Genomic DNA, 25,024 nt, shown 5'->3' with positions numbered 1-25,024 from the left:
TAAGTTTGGGAGATTACTTGCATGGCTGCTTTGCCAGATTATGCATAGTTAAATCGTTTTACGAACAAAGTTTATTTAAAAATTGTAATGTACGTTCATGCTCTGTATTTTCAAAAATCTGTTGTGGTGTTCCTTCTTCGACAATCACACCATTATCAATGAATACTACCTTATCCGCTGCCTCACGAGCAAAGTTCATTTCATGGGTTACAACAACCATAGTCATTCCTTCTTTAGCCAGTTCTTTCATAACCTTCAGAACTTCGCCTACTAACTCAGGATCTAACGCGGAAGTAGGTTCATCAAAAAGTAGGACTTCAGGTTCCATTGCCATCGCTCGGGCGATTCCTACGCGTTGTTGTTGTCCCCCGGATAGCTGAGATGGGTAGTGGTTTGCACGTTCCTTTAATCCTACCTTTTCTAGCAAGTGAAGAGCTTTAGTACGTGAAAGTTCCTTGTCTTGCTTACGAACGATGAACAGACCTTCCATAACATTTTCCAGTGCAGTCATATGAGGGAACAAATTATACCCCTGGAAAACCATACCTGTTTGTTGACGGAACTTAATAACCCTGTCTTTTGGAACATGTTTTTTATCCCGAAAATCCAAAGAATATTTTCCAAGCTTGATAGTTCCTTTTGTAGGTATTTCCAGTAAATTCAAACAGCGTAACAAAGTTGTTTTGCCTGATCCCGAAGGCCCAATAATACAAACCGTATTGCCTTCCTCTATTTTCAAATCGATTCCCTTTAAAACTTCTGTTTTCCCAAACTGCTTATGCAGGTTCTTTATCTCAATCACTTGAATATCCTCCTATCAAATCAGCCCGCCACATATCGATCAAGTCGTTTTTCCATACGGCCTTGAGCGTTAGAAAGAACTGTACTGAAAATCAAATAAATAAATCCTGCTAGACAATATAGTACCAATGGTTCATAGGTTGTTGCTGTAATTTGCTGAGCGATTCTAAACATTTCGGTCACTGTTATGGTAGCAGCCAATGATGTATCCTTTACCAAGCTAATAAAACTGTTTGACATGGGTGGGACAGACACCCTTGTTGCTTGAGGAAGAATAATCCTTTTTAATGCTTGACGATAGCTCATCCCGATTGAGTAAGCGGCCTCCCATTGCCCCTTGGGAATTGAGAGTATAGCTGCGCGAATAATCTCTGAGTTATAGGCGCCAACACTAATAGTAAAACCGATAATAGCCGATGGCAGCGGACCAATTGTAATCCCAACACTTGGAAGACCATAGAAAATAATAAACAATTGAACAAGCAGAGGTGTTCCCCTAATTACCCATACATAAAATCTTGCAACAGCATCGAGAGCTTGAATTCCCGAGATTCGAGCCAGTGCTGTAAGCAAAGCAAGAATGAGTCCCAGAAAAAAAGATATAAGTGTCAACGGTACGGTAAAAGCGATCCCTGCTTTTAACATCGGTAAAAATGAGTTTACAATGATGTCAATAATTCGTAGCATTCTTTCATCAGCAAACATTGGAACACTCCTTATTTTGAAACATCGGTTTCAAAGTATTTTTGTGAGATGCTTAAATACGTACCATCTTTCTTCATGTCGGAGAGTGCTTTATTTACGGCCTCTACCAATTCTTTATTCCCTTTCCTAAGCATAATTCCCATTTGTGCCGGTTCATCAAGCTCTGCTACAGCTTTAATAGGTGCATCAGGCTTTTGCTTTTTGAAATCAAGATAGGACAATCCATCATTTACAGTCGCATCAGCGCGTTTTGAAAGTATTAAATCAACGGATTGATTAAATCCTTCGACTCCCACGATCTCAGCACCGTTGGATATTGCTATATCCTTAAAATTACTAGTTAGTGTCTGAGCTGCTTTTTTTCCTTTCAAATCTGCAAATGATTTAATAGTGTCATTGTCTTTGTGAACAATCAAGAAAGGTTTTGACACAATATACGACTCAGAAAAATCGTATTTTTCCTGACGGTCAGGACGTATTCCAACTTGATTAACAATGATATCGAATCGCTTCGAATCAAGTCCTGCAAATATACCGTCCCATGGGGTCTCAATAAATTCTGGTTTCACACCAAGTCTGTTCGCTACTTCCTCAGCGATTTCGATATCAAAACCAGTTAATTTTCCTGAAGCATCATGGTAGCTAAACGGTGCATAGGTTCCTTCTGTTCCAATTTTAATTTTTCTATCTGCTTTAATTTGCTTTAGCAGATTCTTACTCCCAGCTGCCTTATTATCCGGTTGAGTGGTTGCTTGATTTTGCGTTTTTCCACATGCAGTTAACATAAGTGAAACGAGTAATGAAAAAGCGACTATTTTTAAACTCTTTTTCATACAAATATCCCCCTTTGTAATGCGTTCAATTGTTCTCTCCTGTAAAACTCTTAATAATTCAGGTTGTAACGAAAGTGGCATATTGCCTAATTCGTCTAGAAATATTGTCCCTTTGTGCGCATATTCAAATTTTCCAATATTCCCTTCACGTCTTGATCCTGTGAAATCACCTCCCTCATAACCAAATAACTCGCTTTCCAAAAGATTTTCAGGAATGGCAGCGCAATTTATTGCAACTTAGGAATATTTTCTGAGAATGTTTGGACAAGCAATAGGAATTATACTATTAAAAATATTTAAATTTATTTATATCTTTATATTATTCTGATAATTTTATTTAAAATTTAAGTGGGTTGTTTACAACTTCTCGCCCTAGTGCCTTGGTGTGTAAATGAATGGATAAACTAGGATAATCCCGGGAGGATGCCCGGAGTTTAGAGCTTCCCCCGTATAGAGTTGGACAAAAGGATCCTGATACCATCCGTTATCCTAATGCCATTTCGAGATCTTTCCATATATCTTCCACATCTTCAATTCCAACCGAAAAACGAACGAGTCCATCATTGAGACCAGCTTTTTCTCTTTCTTCTTTAGGGATAATCGCATGTGTCATCGAAGCTGGATGTTGAATTAGTGTACCTATGTCTCCAAGGGAAACTGCTAAAGTACACAATTTTACTGAATTCATAAGTTTAACACCTTTTTCGTATCCCCCCTTCAAGACAAAAGAAATCATTGCTCCAGGACCTTTCATTTGTTTCTCCATAATATTTTTATCTTCGAAACTTGCTAGTCCTGGAAAATAAACCTTCTCTATAGCCTTATGTTTTTCCAAGCGGTCAGCCAAAATTTGTGCATTTTCTTGTGAGCGATCCATACGAATGTGTAATGTACGTATCCCTTGACAGAGAAGCCATGCATCCATTGGGGACAAATTTGCTCCCATAGTCTTCTGCACTTCTTTTCTCATCGGATCAATAATTTCCTTACTGGAAATCACTACTCCACCAATAAGATATCCATGACCGGACAAATATTTTGTTGCACTGTGGACGACAATATCAATTCCACATAGAATAGGATTTTGCAAATATGGGGACAAAAACGTATTATCAACTACGGTCAAGATCCCCTTTTGCTTGGCGATCGCTGCTACACTTTTCATATCCACTAAGGAAAGAGTAGGATTGGAAGGTGTTTCAAAGTAGACCACTTTCGTTCTATCTTTAATGTGTGGTTCAAGCTCTTCCCCATTTTTAAATGGTACAAATGTTACATCAATTCCAAACTTCTTTACCGTTTTGGTTAGAAATGCGTGCGTCGCCCCATACAACGCTGTGTGTGCAACAACGTGATCTCCTGCCTGCAAAATACCCAAAAGGCAACCAGTTATAGCAGCCATCCCAGATGAGAACGCCAAACAACCTTCACCAAATTCCAATGCCGCTACCTTCTCTTCTAGCTCTCGTACATTTGGATTTCCCAAGCGTGAATACATAAATCCTGGATCTTCTCCTGCGAAGCGTTTTGCTCCGATTTCTGCATTATCAAAAACAAACGTTGAAGTCATATAAACAGGGGAGATGTGTGAGCCATGCCCTGGATCTTTATTTACTTTAACTAGTTTAGATGAATAGTTCATGATTATTACGCCTCCTAATTTTAGTAATCTGGATGACAAAGAGCTAAAAAAATCGTTATTTTTTTAGGGACATATTTACTGCTTCAAGCGAATGTCTTCTCATAAACTGACCTCGCCATTTAATTTTTTTAAAACCCACCATTTTTATCATAATTTTCCTTTAGCTGTTTTAAAGCACGTTCTAGTAAAGATCTTGTACAAGCAATATTCACCCTCACAAAATTATCGCTTTCTTTTCCATACATGCTCCCAGCATTGATTCTTACTCCAGAATCTTCAAAAAATTGAACTAATTCTTCGCTATTTAAGCCTAACTCTTCACAGTCAATCCATAGCAAATAGGAACATTCAGGATACTGAACTTTTAACTTTGGTAAATTTTTATTGATATGCTCAATAGCAAAAACAATATTGCTTCGTAAATATTCATTTAATTTATTCACGTAATAATCGCATTCATTATAAGCAACTATTAAAGCTTCAACCCCTAAATAGTTATAATCGAAGTGATATTTCACATAAATATCGTCAAAAGCTTTCTTCAAATTTTTGTTTTTTATAATAACATAAGCACTAAAGAAAGATGCTAAATTGAAGGTTTTACTTGGAGAGTTCATCACCACAACATTATTATCCTCTTCCTCACAAATCTCTAAAAAGGAGTAAAAACGTAAACCTTTGTGGATCATGTCACTATGAATTTCATCACTTATAATAATCACGTTATTCTCTCGACATAAATCGTACATTTTCTTCATTTCTTCTTTTGTCCAAACTCGTCCAATGGGATTAGCAGGATTACATACAAGGAGGATTTTCACATCAGGCATCATTAGTTTAATCTCTAAATCTTCAAAATCAATATCATAACTCCCATTTCGGAACTTTAATGGATTATCGACAGCATTTCTATTAAAATTTTCAATTACCTTTTTAAAGGTGGCATAGACTGGAGGTTGAATCACGACTTTGTCTCCTGGATTCGTATAAGCATCCAAAAACATCCATAGAGCACCTGTCATTAATCCTGGTGCATAACTAATTTCATCATCTCGAATATCGATTTTATGATGGCGCCCATACCAACCTTTAATAGCACTAGTAAATCGTTCATGAGGAAAATTTCCATAACCAAAGACTCCAAAGTCGACCTTTTTCCTTACCGCATCTAACACTTCACGTGGAGCCTTGTAATCGGTGTCAGCAATCCCCAGTGGAATTAATAAGCCGCCTTTCCCTTCATTATCCCATTTATCCGAATCAGTACCGATCCTATTTATAGATTCATCAAAGTTGTGTAACATAGATTTCCCTCTCATTTTTCAAGATATTTTTGTATATGATTACATTTTTTTGCAAACTAAATTCATTCATACAACTCTTTTTTTTAATCTGATGGACACATCTGAAGATATGTCCATCAACAGACACTTTTTAAATCGATTGATATAACATATTAATTTTCTCATCTATCCAAAAATACCACCCGTATGAATAGGTGCACTTCCCTCTTAAACTTCAATAAAAGAGCGAAGTATTGGCGTATAACGCTGGGGCTCCGCCAGAGTGTACAAACAGGATGTTATCGTCCGGCTTTAAGGTGCCTTTTTGTATTAAATCAATGAGTCCCGCTGCTGCTTTACCTGTATATACCGGATCCAGCAAAATTCCTTCTGTTCTTGCCATGAGCTTGACAGCTTCCACCATTTCAGGCGTAGGTAAAGCATAGCCTGGTCCGACATATTCATCAAAACACGTAATAGCCTCATCTGGGATTGAATTTGGAATGCCGATATGTGCTGAAGTTTCTTTAACAAGCTGAAAAACTTTCTCTTCTTGTTCCACTTTTCCTCTGCTAACGTTTATTCCGATTACCGGTATTTTACTTTGATTTCCATAAAAGCCAGTCACCAAACCTGCATGCATTCCCCCGCTACCGCTTACACAAACAACAGCATTCATATTGACTCCTTGATCAAAGGACTGTGCCAAAATCTCCTGAGCGCAAGCAACATATCCCGTTGCACCAATACCATTCGATCCCCCAACCGGAATGATATAAGGTTTATATCCCTCATTCGTTACCTCTTTTGCTACTTCCAGCATTTCTTTCATCAAGTCTGTCCCATTAGGTACAACCTTGACTTTTTCAGCGCCCAGTAAATGATACAGAAAATAGTTACCATTAAAATCTGGCTCAGAATTTGTTAAAAGCCCCTCTTCCAATACGAGAATACACTTCATTTTCTCTTTAACGGCAGCGGCCAGCGATAAACGGCAATGATTTGATTGAATGCCTCCACATGTAATTAACGTATCCGCGCCTTTTTCCAATGCATCGGCAACGAGGAACTCTAGTTTTCTTGTTTTATTTCCACCCGCCGTCAGCCCAAGTAAATCATCTCGTTTAATATAAATCGAAGGGCCGCCAAGAACTTCAGAAAAATGATGTAATTTCTCAATGGGTGTATATGTTGGAGTATATCGTTGTCTAGAAAATTGTGCTAAATTCATATTAATCTCCTCCTGTATCCTCTGTTTAAAGCCATATGTAAATTAAGAAAAGAGAGTATCAATCTGACGTTCTCTTTTCAATTATTATAATTAAGTCATAGCAACCGCTTCGATTTCAATCAAAGCATCTTTTGGTAAACGAGCAACTTCAATCGCGCTTCTAGCCGGATAATTCACGGAAAAAAATTCTCCATATACTTGATTCATCGCGGCAAAATGATTCATATCTCTTAAAAAAACCGTTGTTTTTATTACCTGCTGTAAGCTTGCCCCCGCCGCTTCTATAACCTGCTTGAGATTCTCGAGTGACATCCTTGTTTGTTCCTCAATATTATCAGGCATTTCTCCGGTTTCAGGATGAATCGGGAGCTGCCCTGAAGTATACACTACATTTCCTGCTTTAATACCTTGTGAATAAGGACCGATAGCCTTGGGAGCTTGTTTGGTCATGATTGTTTCTTTTATCATAAAAACCACCTCTTTTTTTATGTAATTCTATTAAACTTAATTGTGTTTAATACTCCTCTGAAAATATGCACTGTACCTTACATACAGCTTTCCCACTATTCTTTGCGCTCAAAATCACACTCCATCAGAGGAACAACTTTTGTTTTCTTAATGAATTTATAACCAAGCCAGAGAAGCAAGAAAATAGGAAGACCAATATATGTCGCAAGAATTTCTGCCCAGCTAACTTGATGTCCGGAAAAAAGATGCTGTCCAAGAATGAAAACCACAAAAAATAACAGCGTGATAACCGGACCTAGCGGGTACCATTTGGCTTTAAACGGCAATTCATTTAAATCTCTTCCTTGTGCCACATATGCCTTACGAAAACGATAATGACTGACGGCAATACCTAACCACTTGATAAATCCGGTAAGAGCTGAAGCATTTACCAGCCAAATAAAAACCGAACCATTTCCAAAAAGGGAAGCCAAAAAGGAGATAAGTCCTAAAATCGCCGTCGTACACAGAGCCAACATGGGAATTCCCCTTCGGTTAAGCCGTCCAAAGATGCGTGGTGCCTTTCCTTCTTTCGCCAATGCCCATAGCATACGTGAAGACGCATACATTGCTGAATTAGCTGCCGATAAAACAGACGTAAGGAGCACGGCATTCATAACTGAAGCCGCAAATGCCAGACCAGCTCTTTGAAGAACAAGCGTGAAGGGACTGATAGAAACATTTTTAACTCCGGATTTAAGTAGGTTCGGATCTGTATAAGGAATAATCAAGCCAATTACAAAAATCGTTAATACGTAGAAGATGAGGATTCGCCAAAAGATTGAACGAATCGCTTTTGGTACGTTTTTCGAAGGATTATCGGTTTCACCAGCAGCCGTCGCAATTACTTCGGTTCCCTGAAACGCGAAACCAGCGACGAGCATTACACTAAAGATAGATATAAGCCCACCATGAAAAGGAGCATCTCCTTGGGTAAAGTTACTGAACCCGACCGCATGTCCTCCCATAATTCCAAAAATCATGGCAACCCCAATAACGAGAAACACGATGATCGAGATGACCTTAATACCGGCAAACCAGTATTCAGATTCCCCAAATGCCTTGACTGATAAAATATTTAAGATTAGCAGCAACCCCAGAAATAGTGCGCTCCACCAGAGAGACGGTACGTGTGGGAACCAATACTTCATTATAAGGGTAGAGGCCACCAAATCAGCAGGAACTGTAATCGCGGTTGTATACCAATAGTTCCAACCTAACGCAAAGCCAAACGCAGGATCAACATACTTTGAGGCATAAATGTCAAAGGCCCCTGGAACCGGTAAAAAGGCCGATAGCTCTCCCAAACTATTCATGACAAAATAGACCATAATGCCGACCACAATGTACGCAGCAAGCGCTCCGCCCGGCCCTGCAGTGCTTATCGTTGATCCGCTGGATACAAACAATCCCGTTCCAATAGCGCCCCCAATAGCCATCATCGTTAAATGTCTAGATTTCAGCTGCCGTTGTAATGATCCTTTTGATTTTCGCTCTTCTAATACGTTACTTAGCTCTGCTTCTAATTTCCCCATAGCATGTCCCCCTATTTACTCATAGTTCAAATGCAATTTGTATTGTCTCATCAGACTGTTAATCTCTCATGAGTCTTTTTGGAAATTTCAATTATTTTAAATCGTAGCTCTCCTGCTTCTTTTGTCCTCACCCCTCTCTAAAAATCCAGGCGGGAAAATGATAGAAGCACTCTCCCGCTTTCATTTCAATTACCTTTTTATGAAGTTAGCATAAATTATATTTTTCCAACTTACGATAAAGAGTAGACAGGCTAATTTGTAGTTCCCGGGCGATTTGTTCTTTATCATATTTTTCAGCTAAGAAGTAGCTCTGGATTACATCTCTTTCATATTCTGAAATCATTTGTTCTAAACTCATTCCTCTACTCTCGACAGAGAGACGATCCTGTTGAAGTATATAATCAGGTACATCATGGAAGCCGATCATATCTGATTCAGCCATATTGACCATATATTCTACGGCGTTTTCCAACTGCCTTATATTCCCCGGCCAATCATAACGTATAAGCCATCGCTCTAGCATAGGGTCAAGTCTCAGTGGAGACCTTTGCATGATCCTGCAATGTTTTTGAATGAAATGTTCGAGATACAAGGCGATATCATCACGCCGCTCTTGTAAGGATTTAGTATGGAGGGGAATGACATTGAGACGATAGTACAAATCCTCGCGAAAAGTGCCCTTCTGCACCATTTCTTCCAAGTTTCGGTGAGTAGCCGCAATCACCCGTACATTAATCCCGATTGCTTTTTTTCCACCGATTCTTTCAATCTCTCTTTCTTGTAAAACCCGTAATAATTTGGGTTGCAAGAATAGAGGCATATCCCCAATTTCATCAAGAAAAATAGTTCCATTGTCCGCTAATTCGAATTTTCCTATTTTCCCATTCCGGTTTGAACCGGTAAATGATCCCCCCTCATAACCAAACAACTCACTTTCCAATAAGCTTTCAGGTATGGCGGCGCAATTGACTGCTACAAATGGATACGTTCGGCGCTTGCTTTCAAAATGAATCGCTTTGGCTAATAATTCCTTCCCCGTACCGCTATCTCCCCTTATCAGGACAGTGGATGGGCTGTTTATAATCCTTCTTGCTTTTTTAATCACATCTTGAAGCCCAGAATCTTTACCAAGAATGTTTTCAAAAGAAATGGTATTTTGGTGGACCGGGATATCCTCTTGAATTTTACATCCCTTTTCTTTACCAAGGTCCAGCATCGCTAACTTATTGCCTAACAATGTACTACCATTGCTTAAAAAACGTATCAGCTTCTCTGATTCTATAATCATTTTTTCCTTTTGTTTATGAGAAAAACCAATCATGCCAATGACGCCAACTAGTTTATCTTGCTTTACAATAGGAAATCCAATGGTGGCGAGTTCTTTGCATTGATTAACGAATTGACACTTCATACATTGGGACTCATCTTTTTTTACATTGTAGATTACTCCAGGCTCTCCAGTTTCCAATATCATTTTGAAAAAGGAGCCTTCCGGAGCCGCTTTGCCAATGAGCTCTTTATAATAGCCGGTCCCGCTAATGCGAACGCCCTTTTCATCAAGTACAGTAATATCCAAACCAAGGATTTCTGCCGTGTTCTCCGTGTAGTCTTGAATAAACTGCTGTATGCCAATAAAGCCTGCCATATGATCCTCCTCTCCTATAGCGTTTGTTATATGGAATAATAGACATCATCACAAAATAACTTAATGAACCTTACATAAAGAAGCGACAGCGTTTTCTATTCCACCCAGCGCATTTTTTAACATCGAACGCGGACAAGCAATATTTAGCCTCATAAATCCTTCACCTTCCCTACCGAAAATGTGTCCTTCATTCATTGCAACTCTTGCTCTCTGTAACATAAATTCATCCAGTTCTTTAACTGAAAAACACAATTCCCGGCAATCCAGCCATACAAGGTATGTACCTTCTGGCTGAATGACGTTGATTTGCGGGATGTTGTTGCGGAAGTAACTCAGAGTGTACTCCAAATTCCCCTGCAAATATTCAAGGAGCTGATCCAGCCATTCTTCTCCATAGCGATAAGCAGCCTCTAACGCAACAACGCCAAATATGTTTGGCGAGCCAATGGATATTGTATTAAGTTCCTGATTATACCTATCGCGCAGTTGCTGATTTGGAATAATAATACTCGACGTCTGCACACCCATTAGGTTAAAAGTTTTGCTTGGCGCAATACAGGAAAGGGAGTGATTCGCAAACTCTTCTGAAATAGAAGCAAAAGGAATGTGAGTATGTGTCTTATAAACAAAATCAAAATGAATTTCATCCGCTACAATGAGAATGTTGTGCTTTATACAAAGCTGTCCCAACCTCGTCAATTCTTCTTTGCTCCATACCCTTCCGATCGGGTTATGAGGACTACACAGAATTAACATTTTTACCTTTGCATCTATCTTTGCCTCCAAGTCTTCGAAATCCATGGAATAACGCCCATTTTCAAGCATAAGCGGATTGCTTACAATTTCACGGCCGGCCGCTTGGATCACACGGGCAAAATGATGGTATACAGGCGGTTGGATAATAATTTTATCTCCTGGCTTCGTAAAGGACTGAATCGCAAGCGATAAGGCCGGAATTACGCCTGGGCTGTGGGTAATCCATTCTTTCTTAACGGACCATCGATGTCTTCTTTTTATCCAGTCAACAATGGATTCCATATACGAGTCTGATCTTAGCCCGTAGCCATAAACACCGTGCTCCGCCCGCTGTTTTAACGCTTCGATGACAGGTTGGGGAGACTGGAAATCCATATCAGCCACCCACATCGGAATAACATCCTTTACGCCAAATTGATTTTTAAGATGATCCCATTTTTCACAATCAGTGCCCAGGCGAAAGAGCTCTTGGTCAAAATTATATTTCATGAAGTATCTCTCCTATTCATGTTTGCTTATGCATAATACTCTTTACGTCATTTATACAAGCAAGTTTCATGCCAACTTATTCCCCTAATAAAATCGCCTTATTTTTATAGAATTTTTGATTGAATTCCGAATACTGAGAATGTTAATTTTATAAACGTTTTCATTATAAGCATTGGCAAGTTTGCAAACATGGTAAATATTTCGCATAGATGATAAAGTTCAAAGATTTCATTTAAAAATCTCTAGTGGTTCGCAGCTTTTCCTGTTTTCTCCATTCCTCATAACCACCCACAAGACTTTGTACGTCTTTAATACCATGAACTTGCAGAAGGCTTGCAGCGATAGCAGATCTTCCGCCAGTTTTGCAATAAACTAAAATGGGTTTATCATGCGGAATGGTGTGTGCCTGTTCCTGCAGATGACCGAGCATCACGTGCTTCGCCTGCGGAATATGGCCGTCTTCCCACTCGCCCTTACTTCGGACATCAAGTACATATATGCCTTCTGTTTGAATTGCGCCCTCTACCTGATCCAATGTCACTTCTTCATATTTCATTCCACGCGAATCAGATTCACCTAGCAGCTCCATCACACATGGATCCATTGTGGCAACGATATCATCCAATCCAATGGACTGGAGATCCTTCACGATATCTGCCACATCCGTATTGGTTGCTAGAAGATAGATTGGCTGATCATAATTCAGCAGCCATCCGGCCCAAGTTACAAATGATTTATTATAAGGAATATTCATCACGCCTTGTAAATGCTTGGCAGCAAAATCACTGGCTGGACGCGTATCAATGACCATATCCTGTTTCACCCATTCCTGCACAATACCGATCGAAACATCCATACGAAGCGGTACTGCCATCCTTTGGATTTGCTGTGCCCCCTCTTTATTCAACCGCTTCATCATTGAAAAATAAGGGGGTGCCTCCGGCTGTCCAGCCAACAGCGCTTCTATAAAACGATCCTCGTTCTCATATTGCAATGCCCAATTTGTCCGTTTTTCATAGCCGATGGTTGAAGAAGGTACTGCTCCTAACGCTTTACCACAGGCACTGCCCGCTCCATGTCCTGGCCATACTTGCAGATAGTCAGGAAGCTTTTTAAACTGCTTTAGTGACCGATACATCATGCGTGCCATTTTTTCTGAGGAACCTCGTACCCCTACGGCTTTTTCTAATAAATCGGGACGCCCCACGTCACCGACAAACACAAAATCTCCGGTAAATATGCCGATTGGGCCCTTGATAGATGCACCGCCATCTGTTACAAGCAGCGAAATATGTTCAGGTGTGTGTCCTGGTGTATGCATCACCTCAAATTGGATATTTCCAATGGCAAAAACATCTCCATTTCTAAGATAAAAGTGTTCATACCCAGTTGCGTACTCATATTTCCAGTCCGGTCCTCCTTCATCAGAAAAATACAATGTGGCTCCCAGCCTGGAAGCTAGCTCCTGCGAACCAGTCAAAAAGTCCGCGTGGATGTGTGTTTCCGTTGCACCCACAATCCGAACACCATGTGCTCTTGCTGTTTCTATGTAAGGTTCTATATTGCGTGATGGATCAACAATGATCGCTTCTCCGGTCTCCTGACATCCCACCAGATATGAAGCTTGAGCCAGTTTCTCATCATAAAAGTATTTGAGTAACATCAGTCATCCTCCTTTTAAGCGCTTGCTTTTGTTTTGTTATGACCATCAGAAACATGATTACATCCTACCTTTGAGCATTCCCTTCCAATACATAACGGGAAGGAAGTTTTTCTTCAATACATACATGCTGTACCTCTCGCGTGCCTGATTGATCGGGAAGGTTTCCTGCGGCTGTAAATCATAATTGAATTCGGCCAGTATAAGCCGTCCATATCCGGTAACAAGCGGGCATGATGTATAACCGTCATATTGATGAACCAATGGTTTGGCTCGCATCCGAAGAAGTAAATTTTTCACAAGTACGGGTGCTTGTTGACGAATCGCAGCCCCCGTTTTCGACGTAGGCAGGTTGGTGCAGTCCCCAATGCCAAAAACATTGTCAAAGCATTGATGCATCAGCGTATTTTTGTCTACATTCAGCCAACCATTACTTGCCGCAAGCGGGCTATTCTTAATAAAGTCCGGGGCGCTCATTGGTGGTACCACATGAATCATGTCATATTGGATATTTACACGTTCTTGTGTGTTCAGATTTTCGAATGTCGCTTGCTTTTTTTCACCATCGATTTCAATGAGATTGTGCATAAACCATGTCTCGATTTCTTTTCGTTCTATTATTTTGTTAAGTGCCTGTTCATATTTTTTCACATTGAATATGCTTGGGCTGCCTGAAGCAAAAATAACTGAAGAGTGTGGGCGCACTCCTGATTTTCTGAAATAATCATCCGCCAAATACATGATTTTTTGAGGGGCTCCACCACACTTCACCGGAGTATTCGGATTCGTAAAGATGGAAGTACCTCCTTTGAAGTTGCGAATCGTTTCCCATGTGCTATCAACATAGTCATAAGAGTAATTACTACATACCCCATTCTTTCCAATACTTTCTTTTAACCCTTTGATTTTATGCCAATCAATTTGAATCCCTGCAGCAACAACTAGATACTCATAGTACAGTTTCTTTCCAGATGCTGTTACAACCGCATTTTCATCTGGTTGAAATTCTGTAACCGCATCTTGCACCCACACGGCTCCACTCGGAATAACGGATGCTTCTTCCCTTTGTGTCACCGTTTTATCCGCTTCGCCAGCTCCGACAAGCGTCCATAATGGCTGATAATAATGTTTTGTTGCGGGTTCAACGATGGCAATATTTCCGTTTAGGCTGTGTGATTCACGCAGGAGACGGGCTGCAACTGTAATTCCAGCACTCCCACCACCTATAATCAAAATTTTGTAATGTGTCTCATCCTTCACCTTTGGCATTCTTATTTCCTCATTTCCATTTTAGTAAAGCAGTTCACAAATCTAAGGCTTCAGCATTAATAATCAGCATGTAAATGGCGACGAACATAACGACACCGGAAAATATATACTGGAGTGTGCGCCGCTGCTTACTTAAGCGTGCCGCAAGTCTTGCTCCTACCATTCCACCGCCAACTCCGCCTCCAACAAACGCCAACATAACCCACCAGTTTATGAGGCCGGAAAAACTGTAACTCACTGCGGTTGTAAGTCCAAATGTACCGACTGATACCAAAGAAGTTCCAATTGCCGCAATCATTGGCATTCTGGCCGCAAAAATCAAGCCAGGAACAATCAAAAATCCTCCGCCAATCCCGAAAAATCCGGATAACAATCCCACCAGGATCGCCATGATGATCAACTGTGGCATTTTAATTTGATTCTTAAGATTGTCTGCTTGACTACTCTCCTCTTTTTTTGGCGAAACCATTTTTACAGCCATAACAATCATCAGAATGGCAAAAAGAAACAACAACTGTTTCCCAGGTACCAACTTTCCAATCATTGATCCTGTATAGGCACTCAGGGCACCAGGGATGGCGAAAACAATTGCTTCCTTCCACTGCACATTACCGGCACGTGAGTGTGGAATAAGGTTTACGTAGGCATTTATAGCTACGGCTAACGCTGTCGTACCAATGACCACATGAGGATCTTTCATACCGACAACGTAAAGCAAAAGAGGAACCGCAAGAATAGATCCACCTCCACCGAGCAAACCAAGTACGAATCCAACAATCGTTCCAGAAAAAATGGAAAGGAATACTTGTAATGTTGTCATTCTTTTCTGAGACTCTCACAGAGTAGCTGGTGATTCATCTCCTCCCTCCCTTCTCTATTTACTTATCATTTATATTGCAAGAACCATGCCAACTGATTTCTTCTGTAAAACTGCTTGATTTGCGCACCTCAATCTTTGAAAATTCTCAATTTTGAATCATTCATTTTAAAAAATCCTTTATCATCAAGCTTAGACTCTTCCTAGAACTAGGAACTATTTTTGCATCTGTGATAAACCTTTTTTTAGATTTCGTATAACTGAAATAGCATACAAGAACATGTTATTGTGTTACCTCTGATAGGGATAGCACCATTTACCCATCAAGCTAATGAACTAGAAATAAAAAAAGCTTGAGAAAAATTTTTTGTCCTCAAGCTTTTTTGCATTATCAATATTAAAGCTAACTGACCCTTAATTCCCCTTGAGAAAAAAATCCCAAAACAAAGGTTTCAAGGAAAATTCAGAAGGGAACAAATCGTACTTCCTTATTCCATAAAAGGGCCAGATTCTTGAATAAGAGAATGAATTAGCAGGCCCTAAGATATACAACTAACTTTCAGTTTTCAATAATAAACAATCATTTTTATACAATAAAGTAAGCTAGAATGGAAAGACAGATAGATGTAATCCCCATCGCGATTAACGGTTTTAATGCTTTCGTACAAAGATCCTGAAGACTTACATTTAATCCGAGTCCGACCATTGCTGCTGTTAAATACCATGTAGTAAGCTTGGAAATACCATTCATAAATTCACTTGATACTGGAATAGTTGTACCAAGAACATAACTTCCAATAATGCTCATGATAATGAACCCTATTAAAAACCATGGAAATTCAACCTTCGTTTCAGAACATTCGTCCCTAGACCTTTTCCTTTTCATGATATACATCAAAAGAAAGCACAGTGGAACAAGTAAAAACACTCGACCTAATTTTGCAAGTAAACCAATAGCTAGTGCATCTTGTCCCCCTGGTGCTGCAGCTAAGGCTACGTGAGCAATTTCATGTAAGCTAATTCCTGACCAAATGCCATAATCTATGTCTGACAACGCTAAAAAGGGCCGTAATATCGTATAAGAAATCGCAAAAATCGTCCCAACTAAAGCTATAATACCAACACCCATTGCGGTATCTTCATCTTTTGATTTAATAATTGGTGCTATCGCAGCTATGGCTGCCGCACCACACACCCCTGTACCTACTCCAAGTAGAAGTGATATATTTTTATCTGCTTTCAACAATCGAGCTAGCCATACTGTTACCAAGATAGCAAAGATAATAACCCCAGTATCTCGAACAAGTAATCCTAAACCATCCTGTAAAACCGTACCTATATTGAGCTTAAGTCCATACAAAATAATCGCAAACCGTAATAATCTTTTTGAAGAAAATCCTATACCTGAACGGAGGAGTTCAGGGTAACCAAAAAATTGCCGATACATGACTGCGATCACAATCGCGGATGCTAGTTGACCAACATGATCAAATCCAGGCGTTTTTGCCAATAAGTAGCCCAGTAAGGCAATCATAAAGGTAAAGCCAATTCCACCGATCCATTGGCCAAAAGATGAGGTTTTTTTTAGGGGTTGGATAGGCTCTTTATTTACTCTAGTGTATTGCGCTTCCATCTCATCACCACCTATATTTATTAAGGCTCTTTTCGTAAACTTTGTTGCTTTTGGAATTTAATAAGGGTCATTTACTAAGTTTCTAGGCAATTTTCGCAAATGTTCTTACGAAAAGATGCCACGAAGCATCTAGTTATACGGGTTGATGAACTTATACGAAAAACAAAATTCTATGCAAAAATAGCCTTTATTAACAATCTCAGACTAAACCTTTTCTATCCATAAGAAAAATAATTATTTATGATACTTATCATAAGTAAAACTATATAATAAAAAATAAACTGTAAAAGGGTTGATAAAAATGGATCAACAGTTACAAGTCTTTGTAACGGTGGTAGAGATGGAAAACTTTTCACGTGCAGCAGAAGAATTACATATGACTCAACCTGCAGTAAGCCAATATATTCAATCTTTTGAGCGTACCATGGGGACAAAATTATTGGAGCGCAGTAATAAATTTGTACGCTTAAATAAAGCTGGGGAAATTGTCTATCATCACGCAAAAGAGATATTAGGTCTCTATACAAAAATGCATTACTTGATAGATGATCTAACCAACAAATCAAGTGGACCTCTTTCAATTGGTGCCAGTTATACATATGGGGAATACGTTTTGCCGCATGTTATTGCAAAAATGTATAGGAAATATCCATTAATCACTCCAACCATTACGATTGGGAACACAAAAGAGGTAGCAAAATTAGTTTTGGAGCACCAATTAGATGTGGGAATTGTGGAAGGGGAATTCAAAGATAAAAATTTAGGAATCGAACCTTTTGCAGAAGATTCCATGTATCTGGTGGCATCGCCAAAACATAGCTTGGCACAAAAAAATGGTGAAATTAACATATCAGAATTAGAGGAAGAAACGTGGATTGTCAGGGAAAATGGTTCTGGAACTAGAGAAGTAACTGAGAAAATGTTCAGATTATGTGAGATCATTCCGAAAAAAACATTGGAGTTTGGAAGTACACAACTGATTAAGGAATCTGTAGAAGCAGGTCTTGGTGTTAGTCTTCTTTCTTACTGGGCGATTCGTAAGGAATGTTCAATGGGCTCTTTAAATGTCATAAACGTAAAACAACTTCCATTTATACGGAAATTTTCAATTGTTTTACGATCCCCCTTCCAGACTAAAGCGTTAAGTTTATTTTTAGAACTAGTAAGAGAAAGTAATAAGGCCATCCCTGATTTATGAAGTGGTTGCAGTTTTGTTGCATTATACAATAGGGCGCCATTCTTTACCTGCAACAGATAGTAACAACCCTGCTTGCTGGGTACGCAAAAAAATGCTGATTGAATAAGCAGCACTTATTTAATCAGCATCCATTTTAGTAGTTATTTTCTCCGGTCCCGTGGTTCCCAGCCTAAAGACCTTCTACCGATTACTCTCAATCATACTTTGAATCTTGCTTTCTAAATCCTTGGGTTCATTGGCATAATTATAAAACCCTAGGAAGGTTTGGGTTAGGTCCGGATTCATCCCGATTAAACGATTGACCAAATGTTGTTCCTCCGTGAATGGCCTATTTTTCGTAAATTGGCAAGCCATTTCAAACCTTGCAAGCATCTTTTCGTTCATTCTTTGGTTGTATTGGTTCGCCATTTGCTCCCAGTTCTTGGACCAGTCTTGGTGCTGACTTAGGACTTCCGCAAGAATTCGTGCCCCGTACAGGCCATCATGCATACCTTGACCAACGGCTGGGTCCTTAAAGGAAAGAGCATCCCCAACTAGTGCCCAGCCCTGCCCCATTCCGTTGTACCAATCATTGTCATAGCCCAATAATCCTTTAACCTGACCTGTAAAATCGGCTGCCTGCAATCGCTCTGGAAAATCAGTATTCCTAAAACCAAAATCGACCAGAGCACGAAAAGCACCTTCAGGATTAACTTTGAACCGTTCCATCCATTCCTTGTCTTCAAGGGGGAACATAATCCCAATTACATAAAGCTGATCGCTTGTTGGAAAAGCGATGATTAATTTATCCTTTATTTTATAAAATTCAGCACATCGTTCTCCCTTTTGGGTAAAGTTTTTGACATAGCCTACATAAGAAGCAAAATCGGTAGGAACAGATTTCCACTTCTCACTATTCACCTTTTTCCGTATAGTAGAATTTCTACCATCGGCGCCAATGACCAGTTTTGCTCTAAATTCAACCGTGTCTCCATTCGGATCAATGGCCTGAATTCCTGCAACTGCTCCATTCTCCATTAAAATATCAGTTACACGAAATTTTTGAAGGGCTGTTACATTCTCTTGTTTTATCGCATGTTCGAATAGGATTTGATCGAGGTGTGTTCGGCGAATACATAAACAGTTAGGTTCTCCATCCACCTCGGGAAATCTTCCGTCAATCACTTCCTCATCGAATTGAATGAACGCCCGATTGTAGGTTGGTGTACCCGTTGCCAGCAGTTTCCCTAGGACTCCCATTTCTTTTAACATAAGCAATGAATTGTTAAAAAAGTTATGGGTGGAGAGGATATCACTTGGAAATTGACTCCGCTCCAGAAGCAGGATTTTGAATCTTTTCTTAGATAGTTCAAACGCTGTTGCAGCCCCCGCAACACGGCCGCCTACAATAATAACATCATATTGATTCTGCACTTTTAATAACCTCCTGTAACAGCCTTTGCTGTTGATATCCCCATGGTATTAAATCGTCCATTGCGATTAATCTAACAAAGGTTATAGAGGGGGTTATATATGTTCAAATCAGCACAGCTCAAATCCTATCTCATAATGTTAAACGTGTGGTTTACCAACTTTTTTCTTCCATTTTTCGAATGGCATCGACTCTGCCTTTTGCTCCCAGCTTGCTGTAAATGCGATTGAGATGGATTTTCACAGTCCCCTCGGTTACTACCAGCTTTGCGGCAATTTCTTTATTGGATAAGCCCATGGACAACCAGTTAAGAACCTCTATTTCTCTAGCGGTCAGTTTGTGAACTCCGCCTCGGTTACTAGACTCTTCAGGTGGAACGTCTATCCCCACCTGTTTCAGGATCGAATTAAGATAGTTCTCTGAAACGTCTGAGTATAGTTCCAACTGGTGACGTTTATTTTTCACTAGAAAGTATTGTTGAAACAATTCTTTAGGGTTAAAACCGATATCGGAAAAAATTCGTTGGTAACCATGCTTTTCGCCAAGTCTCAACGCTTGATTTAAGTGGGTAATGCTTTCAAAGCCTTTTCCTAGCCCTCGGGAGATCTCGGCTAAATAGATGTGAGCTTCAATCTTCGTCATCATTCGTCCATTTTCCTCTGCTTGATTTAGGAGGAAATTTGTAAAGGTATCAGCTTTCTTTAATTGCCCCTTTGTAATTAAAATGAGGATATAAACCAGCAGCTCAAATTCCTGGTTAGGAGGAAGTTCTGTTAGATCTTGAAAACGACAGGATTCCGCCCATTTATTCACCTGTTCACTCTCACCATTTGCAAGCTGAAATCGAACGATTTGTGCAGTTAATAGCCGGCTCCAGTGACTAGATTGCAGGTTTAATTCATTCAGGTACGCTTTTGCTAGCGTAAGACTCTCAAAGGATTTACTAGACTTTTCTCTCGCCCATTCTACCTTTGACTTGATAACCACTGCCGGTATATACGCTCCCACTAACCTAAATGTCCTCGCGAGCCTGATTGCCGTTTCCGCGTATTCCAGGGCCAACTCATCTTGATTTCGTTCGTAATGAATTTCACTAAAAGCCGCACGCTGATAAGCAGCATAAGCCGTTTCCTGGTACTGATTCTTTTCAATAAAAGTATGGTATAGCTGATGGAATATGTAAGACTGTTTTCCTCTGCCATTCATCCCATAATACCCTCGAACGATAGGGAGTTCTCCTGAATTTAGCTCAATTCCATAATCAAGCCATATTTTAACGTCAGGCATAGTGTCCCGTTCTGCTAATTGGCGTAATAAGTTAATAGCTCTCTCATAATCCCCCATTAATAAGGCATTAAAGTTTTCTAATACTACCACTTCCTCTTTTAGACGGAGGATTAGTTCGCTATGATTCTCTCTTGAAAAGGCTGCCTTTATTTTTGTAAGAAAAAGACTTACATTTTCATATTTACCCGCTAACATTTCGGCCCATGTTAATACAATTAAAATCTCCGGACGTTCGATAATGGATGTGGGTAATTGATGTAACCATTTTTCTAAAGTTGTTACTTCCCTTCTTCTTAGTAAAGGTGAGACAATACTCAAAATTAATTCGGCTGCTAGTTCATAATTTTCAGCCGTTAACGCATATGGAATCGCTTCTTCCTTAGAACCAGACTGAATGAACCAATAACAAGCTTTTAGATGCAGGGATTTATAGTCTTCTGGCATTTCCCTTTTCAACCGCGCGGCTAAAAAGTCGGCAAAGAGATGATGATACCGATACCAATATTGCTGGCTATCTAACGGTATTAGGAAAAAATTTGACCGCTCAATTTCCTTGAGTAATTGGCTAGAGTCACTTCGATCTGTGACCTTATCACATAAATCACTATTCATTCGATGAAGAATGGAGGTTTTCATTAAGAATAACTTTAGATCATCGGAAAGATGCTGAAAAACTTCCTCCATTAGGTAATCAACAATATATCGGTGGCTTCCACTAAACTGATGTAAGGTATCCTTTTGACCGGATCGTTCTGAAAGGGCAGCTAGCTGAATTCCGGCAATCCATCCTTCTGTAAAATCAGCTAGAAGCTGAAGGGCTGACGTTTTTGGGAACACACCCGTTTGCTTTAGCCAATAGGCTGAGATTTCCTCCATCGTAAATTTCAGCTCATTGCTGTTAATATCATTTATTTGTCCCTTGGCCCGAAGTGCACCAATTTGAAATCCTGGTTCTTTCCGACTAATTAAACAGATATGTATATGACTGGGCAAATGGTGTAAAAGAAGCGATATGGATTGATGAACTTCGAAGCTTTCAATATGATGATAGTCATCAAAAATGAGGACGACCTCTTCCGGAATATCCATCAGCCTATTTATCAGATTGATAATCATTTGTTCGGAAGAGAACACTAACGTCGGCTGCAACAATGTTTCGTAGATTCCCCCCACTTCAGGATGGAATTTATCCAGTGAGGCGATTACATACGTCCAAAAGCGAAGCACATCGTTGTCACCTTCATCCAGCGATACCCAACAAGCATTAATTTGTTGATCTCGGACCCAATCACTTACGACCGTGGACTTCCCATATCCAGGCGGGGCCGCAACCACTGTGAGTTTACATTGCAGGGCACCATTTAATTTATTGTAGAGTCTGTCTCGGGATATGTTTTGATTGGGTGGATGGGGCAGGTGAAATTTAGTTGATAATAGAAAATTTCGGTTCGGAAAGTTTTCTGGATTATTTTGTGTCGATAAATTAGTAATCAACTCACTATCCTCTCTTTCTTCCGTAGTATGGAACTACAAAATCATGAACCCTAAAAAAGCGAAAATCCATAACATAGGGACTAAATTGATCACGATTGCTAATCGTGGCTTTTTCACTCGGAACACCCAGGCAAGAATGGAACCCGCGATAACCACAAACGGAAATAGTGAGATTGCTAGAACAAAAGAGCCATTAGCGAGATTCACACCGCCATCGAAACTCATAAATGACAACCCCCAAATAACAAACCAGGGAATCAAAGAAAGTACATATAAGATTTGGCTAATAATTAGATACGGTTTCATAATTCCTCCTCAATAAAATTCTAAATACAATTATGTCATTATGACTAATTATATGAGTGAATAACATGATTAATCTATAGTAATCTTTAGATCCCCATGGAGGATGTCCGGGTGGAGAAGTCCGTGGCCCCGTGGCTCCAAAAAAAGATGCTGATTGAATAAGCACTCAAGCTTATTCAATCAGCATCTCTTCGAGAATTTTATTTTCTTTTCGGAGCAAGTTCGACACCTTGGCGGATTGCTTCCATTAAGCTTTTCTCTTCGACAATGCCCTTACCTGCAATGTCAAATGCAGTTCCGTGGTCTACACTTGTTCGAATAATTGGTAAGCCAACTGTAATGTTTACACCAGCATCTAAGCCTAATACTTTGACAGGACCGTGTCCTTGGTCATGGTACATCGCTACCACGATATCAAAATCGCCCCGAACGGTGCGGAAAAATAATGTATCTGCTGGTAATGGACCAACAACGTTGATTCCTTCTTCCTTCGCCTTATTGACGCCAGGAATAACCTTCTCTTCTTCCTCGCCGTAACCAAATAAGCCATTTTCACCTGCATGCGGGTTGATTCCGCAAACTGCGATTCTTGGGTTTACAGTTCCGGATTTAGTTAGTGTTTCATGCGCTAACTTAATCACACGGTAAACACGTTCTGGATTAATCATTTTAACTGCATCGAGAATTCCAACGTGGGTTGTCACATGGATAACCTTTAAGTTTGGTGCAGAAAGCATCATCGAGAACTCACTTGTATTCGTTAAATCCGCTAGAATCTCTGTGTGCCCAGGATATCGATGTCCTCCTTTATGCAAAGCTTCTTTGTTTAAAGGAGCTGTACAAATGGCATCAATCTTCTGTTTATTAGCTAAATCAATTGCTTTTGCTAAGTATTCAAATGCTGCATGTCCTGCATCTGCTGACACTTGTCCAACAGGGAGGTCTTCGTTAAGTAAATTAAGATCTAAACAATAGACGATTCCACGTTCAAATGTAAGATTATCAATTTGATCATCAGTGATGGTTTTAACCGTTAAGTCACTATTAACAAATCCTTTTGCACGGTTCATGATTTTGGTATCACCAATGACAATGGGATTACATATATCATAGATTTCCTGATTTTTAAGGCTTTTTAAAATGATTTCAGGGCCTACACCTGCTCCATCACCCATTGTAATTCCGATAATTGGTTTGGTTTCAACCATGTCAAACATCCTCTCTTATCATATATTTCAAAGTATTTCGTAATGAATTTTCATTTCCAAAACCGCCGGCTTTTGTAACAGTCCAGTACCTTCGAGCGTTTATTGCGTTACCCAATTTCCCTAAAGGTAAACCAACTTCTATTTCTGTATGCAATTGCATTTGATTCATATTTAGTTGGTTACAGACAGCTTTTGCCGTGTCCCCTCCGGTTAGAATTAATCCATTAATATCTTGAATTGCTTCTACAATTGCTTTAGCAATTACACCAAGCTCCATTGAAATAGCTTCACTAATTTGTTTATTATCTAAAGAAAGCTCAGTTTCAAGCTGTTTGGTAGCTTCTCGATTTTCAATTGTTGAATCCACAAATAATACATAATGCTTTTTGCTAGATTGGCTCGTAAACTGATCAACAACGCCTTGTAAACTATAGGTTTTTTTAATTAAATCCACTGGATCCATTTCGACAAAATAAGTATCAGATAAAGTCTTAACCATCTCCAGTTGAGTTTTTGTAACCAAAGATAGGCTTGCTGATACCGTAAGTGTTTTTGTGATAGCTAGTTCCTCTTGCTGATTTTTTTCCGCCTTTTTTAGTTGTAAGGCATTCGGCAAATATTCAATCAAACCAGCTGATCCAGCCCAAACTGTCCTTTTATTAACCTTTGCAAATGTTTCCGCAATAATCTTTAAGTCTTCATCTGATGATGCATCACAAATAAACCATGTACGTCCTTGCCCTGTATTCTCTACAATTTTGTCGATTAAATCCTCCATTGAGGAATTTAAAAGCTTATGGTCAATTAGAAAAATTTGATCGTCTACATATCTTTCAAATAAATTCGGAATAAAGCTATCTTTTACTGGTGTTTTCGGATCCCTGCCGAATTCTGTTTCCGATACACGTTCACCGTTCACGTATTGATACCCATTAATCGTTTGACGATTCATTTTCGGAAAAGCTGGAGCAACAACAATCATCTCAGGTTGATAAACAGAAACAAGAGCCGCTAATTCAGCGGCTACATTCCCTCTTAATGTCGAGTCCATTTTTTTATATACTTGTTCATATCCTTGTTCTCGAAAAATAGAACTTGCATTATAAACCGTTTCATAAGCAGCTTTTTCACTTATCGCACGACTATCGGTATCAATAATGGCTACATCCTCTGTTGATTGTAAAGATGAATCTTTATAATCAAGAAACACAGTAGAGGAGATCCCAATTTTCGATAACTGCACACCTGCATCATTTGCTCCTGTTAAATCATCCGCAATAATGTAAAAACGTTGCATAAATGACGACTCCTTTA

20 protein-coding genes are annotated in these 25,024 nt (G+C 39.5%); 1 reads left to right on the top strand and 19 read right to left on the bottom strand.

What is annotated here, in order from left to right:
- Positions 1-58 precede the first annotated feature (58 nt).
- From FS608_RS20685 to FS608_RS20620, 14 genes are all read right to left on the bottom strand, one after another.
- On the bottom strand, positions 59-802 hold the full coding sequence (locus FS608_RS20685; protein ID WP_144554482.1) for an amino acid ABC transporter ATP-binding protein: 744 nt from the start codon (positions 800-802) through the stop codon (positions 59-61).
- 20 nt (positions 803-822) lie between these two features.
- Positions 823-1,506: an amino acid ABC transporter permease gene (locus FS608_RS20680; protein WP_026564827.1), complete on the bottom strand. Its 684-nt coding sequence runs from the start codon at positions 1,504-1,506 to the stop codon at positions 823-825.
- Between the two features lie 11 nt (positions 1,507-1,517).
- On the bottom strand, positions 1,518-2,570 hold the full coding sequence (locus FS608_RS20675; RefSeq protein ID WP_144554481.1) for an amino acid ABC transporter substrate-binding protein: 1,053 nt from the start codon (positions 2,568-2,570) through the stop codon (positions 1,518-1,520).
- Positions 2,571-2,823: 253 nt separating this feature from the next.
- Positions 2,824-3,981, bottom strand: a complete 1,158-nt coding sequence (locus FS608_RS20670) for a trans-sulfuration enzyme family protein (protein ID WP_144554480.1) — start codon at positions 3,979-3,981, stop codon at positions 2,824-2,826.
- A 128-nt stretch (positions 3,982-4,109) separates the two neighbouring features.
- Positions 4,110-5,285: a MalY/PatB family protein gene (locus FS608_RS20665; protein ID WP_144554479.1), complete on the bottom strand. Its 1,176-nt coding sequence runs from the start codon at positions 5,283-5,285 to the stop codon at positions 4,110-4,112.
- Between the two features lie 214 nt (positions 5,286-5,499).
- Entirely contained in the window at positions 5,500-6,495 is a 996-nt protein-coding gene (gene cuyA, locus FS608_RS20660) for a D-cysteate sulfo-lyase (RefSeq protein WP_144554478.1), read from the bottom strand.
- Positions 6,496-6,585: 90 nt separating this feature from the next.
- Complete coding sequence (locus FS608_RS20655; protein ID WP_144554477.1) at positions 6,586-6,963, bottom strand: RidA family protein; 378 nt, start codon at positions 6,961-6,963, stop codon at positions 6,586-6,588.
- Positions 6,964-7,058: 95 nt separating this feature from the next.
- Positions 7,059-8,537 (bottom strand): amino acid permease, encoded by a 1,479-nt coding sequence (locus FS608_RS20650; protein WP_144554476.1) that lies wholly within the window; start codon positions 8,535-8,537, stop codon positions 7,059-7,061.
- Between the two features lie 205 nt (positions 8,538-8,742).
- The gene (locus tag FS608_RS20645) at positions 8,743-10,182 is read right to left on the bottom strand and encodes a sigma-54 interaction domain-containing protein (protein ID WP_144554475.1); all 1,440 of its coding nucleotides are present in this window, start codon (positions 10,180-10,182) and stop codon (positions 8,743-8,745) included.
- Between the two features lie 60 nt (positions 10,183-10,242).
- Complete coding sequence (locus tag FS608_RS20640; protein WP_144554474.1) at positions 10,243-11,427, bottom strand: MalY/PatB family protein; 1,185 nt, start codon at positions 11,425-11,427, stop codon at positions 10,243-10,245.
- Positions 11,428-11,659: 232 nt separating this feature from the next.
- Positions 11,660-13,090 carry an MBL fold metallo-hydrolase gene (locus tag FS608_RS20635; protein ID WP_144554473.1) on the bottom strand — a complete coding sequence of 477 codons (1,431 nt, stop codon included), beginning with the start codon at positions 13,088-13,090 and terminating at the stop codon, positions 11,660-11,662.
- 57 nt (positions 13,091-13,147) lie between these two features.
- Positions 13,148-14,356, bottom strand: a complete 1,209-nt coding sequence (locus tag FS608_RS20630) for an NAD(P)/FAD-dependent oxidoreductase (protein WP_144554472.1) — start codon at positions 14,354-14,356, stop codon at positions 13,148-13,150.
- Positions 14,357-14,390: 34 nt separating this feature from the next.
- On the bottom strand, positions 14,391-15,176 hold the full coding sequence (locus tag FS608_RS20625) for a sulfite exporter TauE/SafE family protein (protein ID WP_144554471.1): 786 nt from the start codon (positions 15,174-15,176) through the stop codon (positions 14,391-14,393).
- 583 nt (positions 15,177-15,759) lie between these two features.
- Positions 15,760-16,806 (bottom strand): YeiH family protein, encoded by a 1,047-nt coding sequence (locus FS608_RS20620; protein WP_144554470.1) that lies wholly within the window; start codon positions 16,804-16,806, stop codon positions 15,760-15,762.
- A 301-nt stretch (positions 16,807-17,107) separates the two neighbouring features.
- On the opposite strand from FS608_RS20620, the gene FS608_RS20615 reads away from it, so the two are divergent.
- A complete protein-coding gene (locus FS608_RS20615) occupies positions 17,108-18,004 on the top strand; it encodes a LysR family transcriptional regulator (RefSeq protein ID WP_144554469.1) in 897 nt (298 codons plus the stop codon).
- 180 nt (positions 18,005-18,184) lie between these two features.
- Here the strand turns inward: FS608_RS20615 and FS608_RS20610 are convergent, their stop codons facing one another.
- The 5 genes from FS608_RS20610 to FS608_RS20590 form a co-directional block, all read right to left on the bottom strand.
- Positions 18,185-19,417, bottom strand: a complete 1,233-nt coding sequence (locus tag FS608_RS20610; protein ID WP_144554468.1) for an NAD(P)/FAD-dependent oxidoreductase — start codon at positions 19,415-19,417, stop codon at positions 18,185-18,187.
- Between the two features lie 151 nt (positions 19,418-19,568).
- Positions 19,569-22,196 carry a winged helix-turn-helix domain-containing protein gene (locus FS608_RS31655; protein WP_144554467.1) on the bottom strand — a complete coding sequence of 876 codons (2,628 nt, stop codon included), beginning with the start codon at positions 22,194-22,196 and terminating at the stop codon, positions 19,569-19,571.
- Positions 22,197-22,229: 33 nt separating this feature from the next.
- Positions 22,230-22,502, bottom strand: a complete 273-nt coding sequence (locus FS608_RS20600; protein ID WP_144554466.1) for a hypothetical protein — start codon at positions 22,500-22,502, stop codon at positions 22,230-22,232.
- A gap of 200 nt (positions 22,503-22,702) precedes the next feature.
- A complete protein-coding gene (gene pdxA / locus FS608_RS20595) occupies positions 22,703-23,710 on the bottom strand; it encodes a 4-hydroxythreonine-4-phosphate dehydrogenase PdxA (protein ID WP_144554465.1) in 1,008 nt (335 codons plus the stop codon).
- A 1-nt stretch (position 23,711) separates the two neighbouring features.
- Entirely contained in the window at positions 23,712-25,007 is a 1,296-nt protein-coding gene (locus FS608_RS20590; protein WP_144554464.1) for a four-carbon acid sugar kinase family protein, read from the bottom strand.
- Positions 25,008-25,024 lie beyond the last annotated feature (17 nt).

The sequence above is a fragment of the Bacillus sp. X1(2014) genome (genome assembly GCF_007678255.1).
The sequence above is the reverse complement of the archived record's forward strand: the minus strand, read 5'-3'. Positions and strand labels throughout refer to the sequence as shown.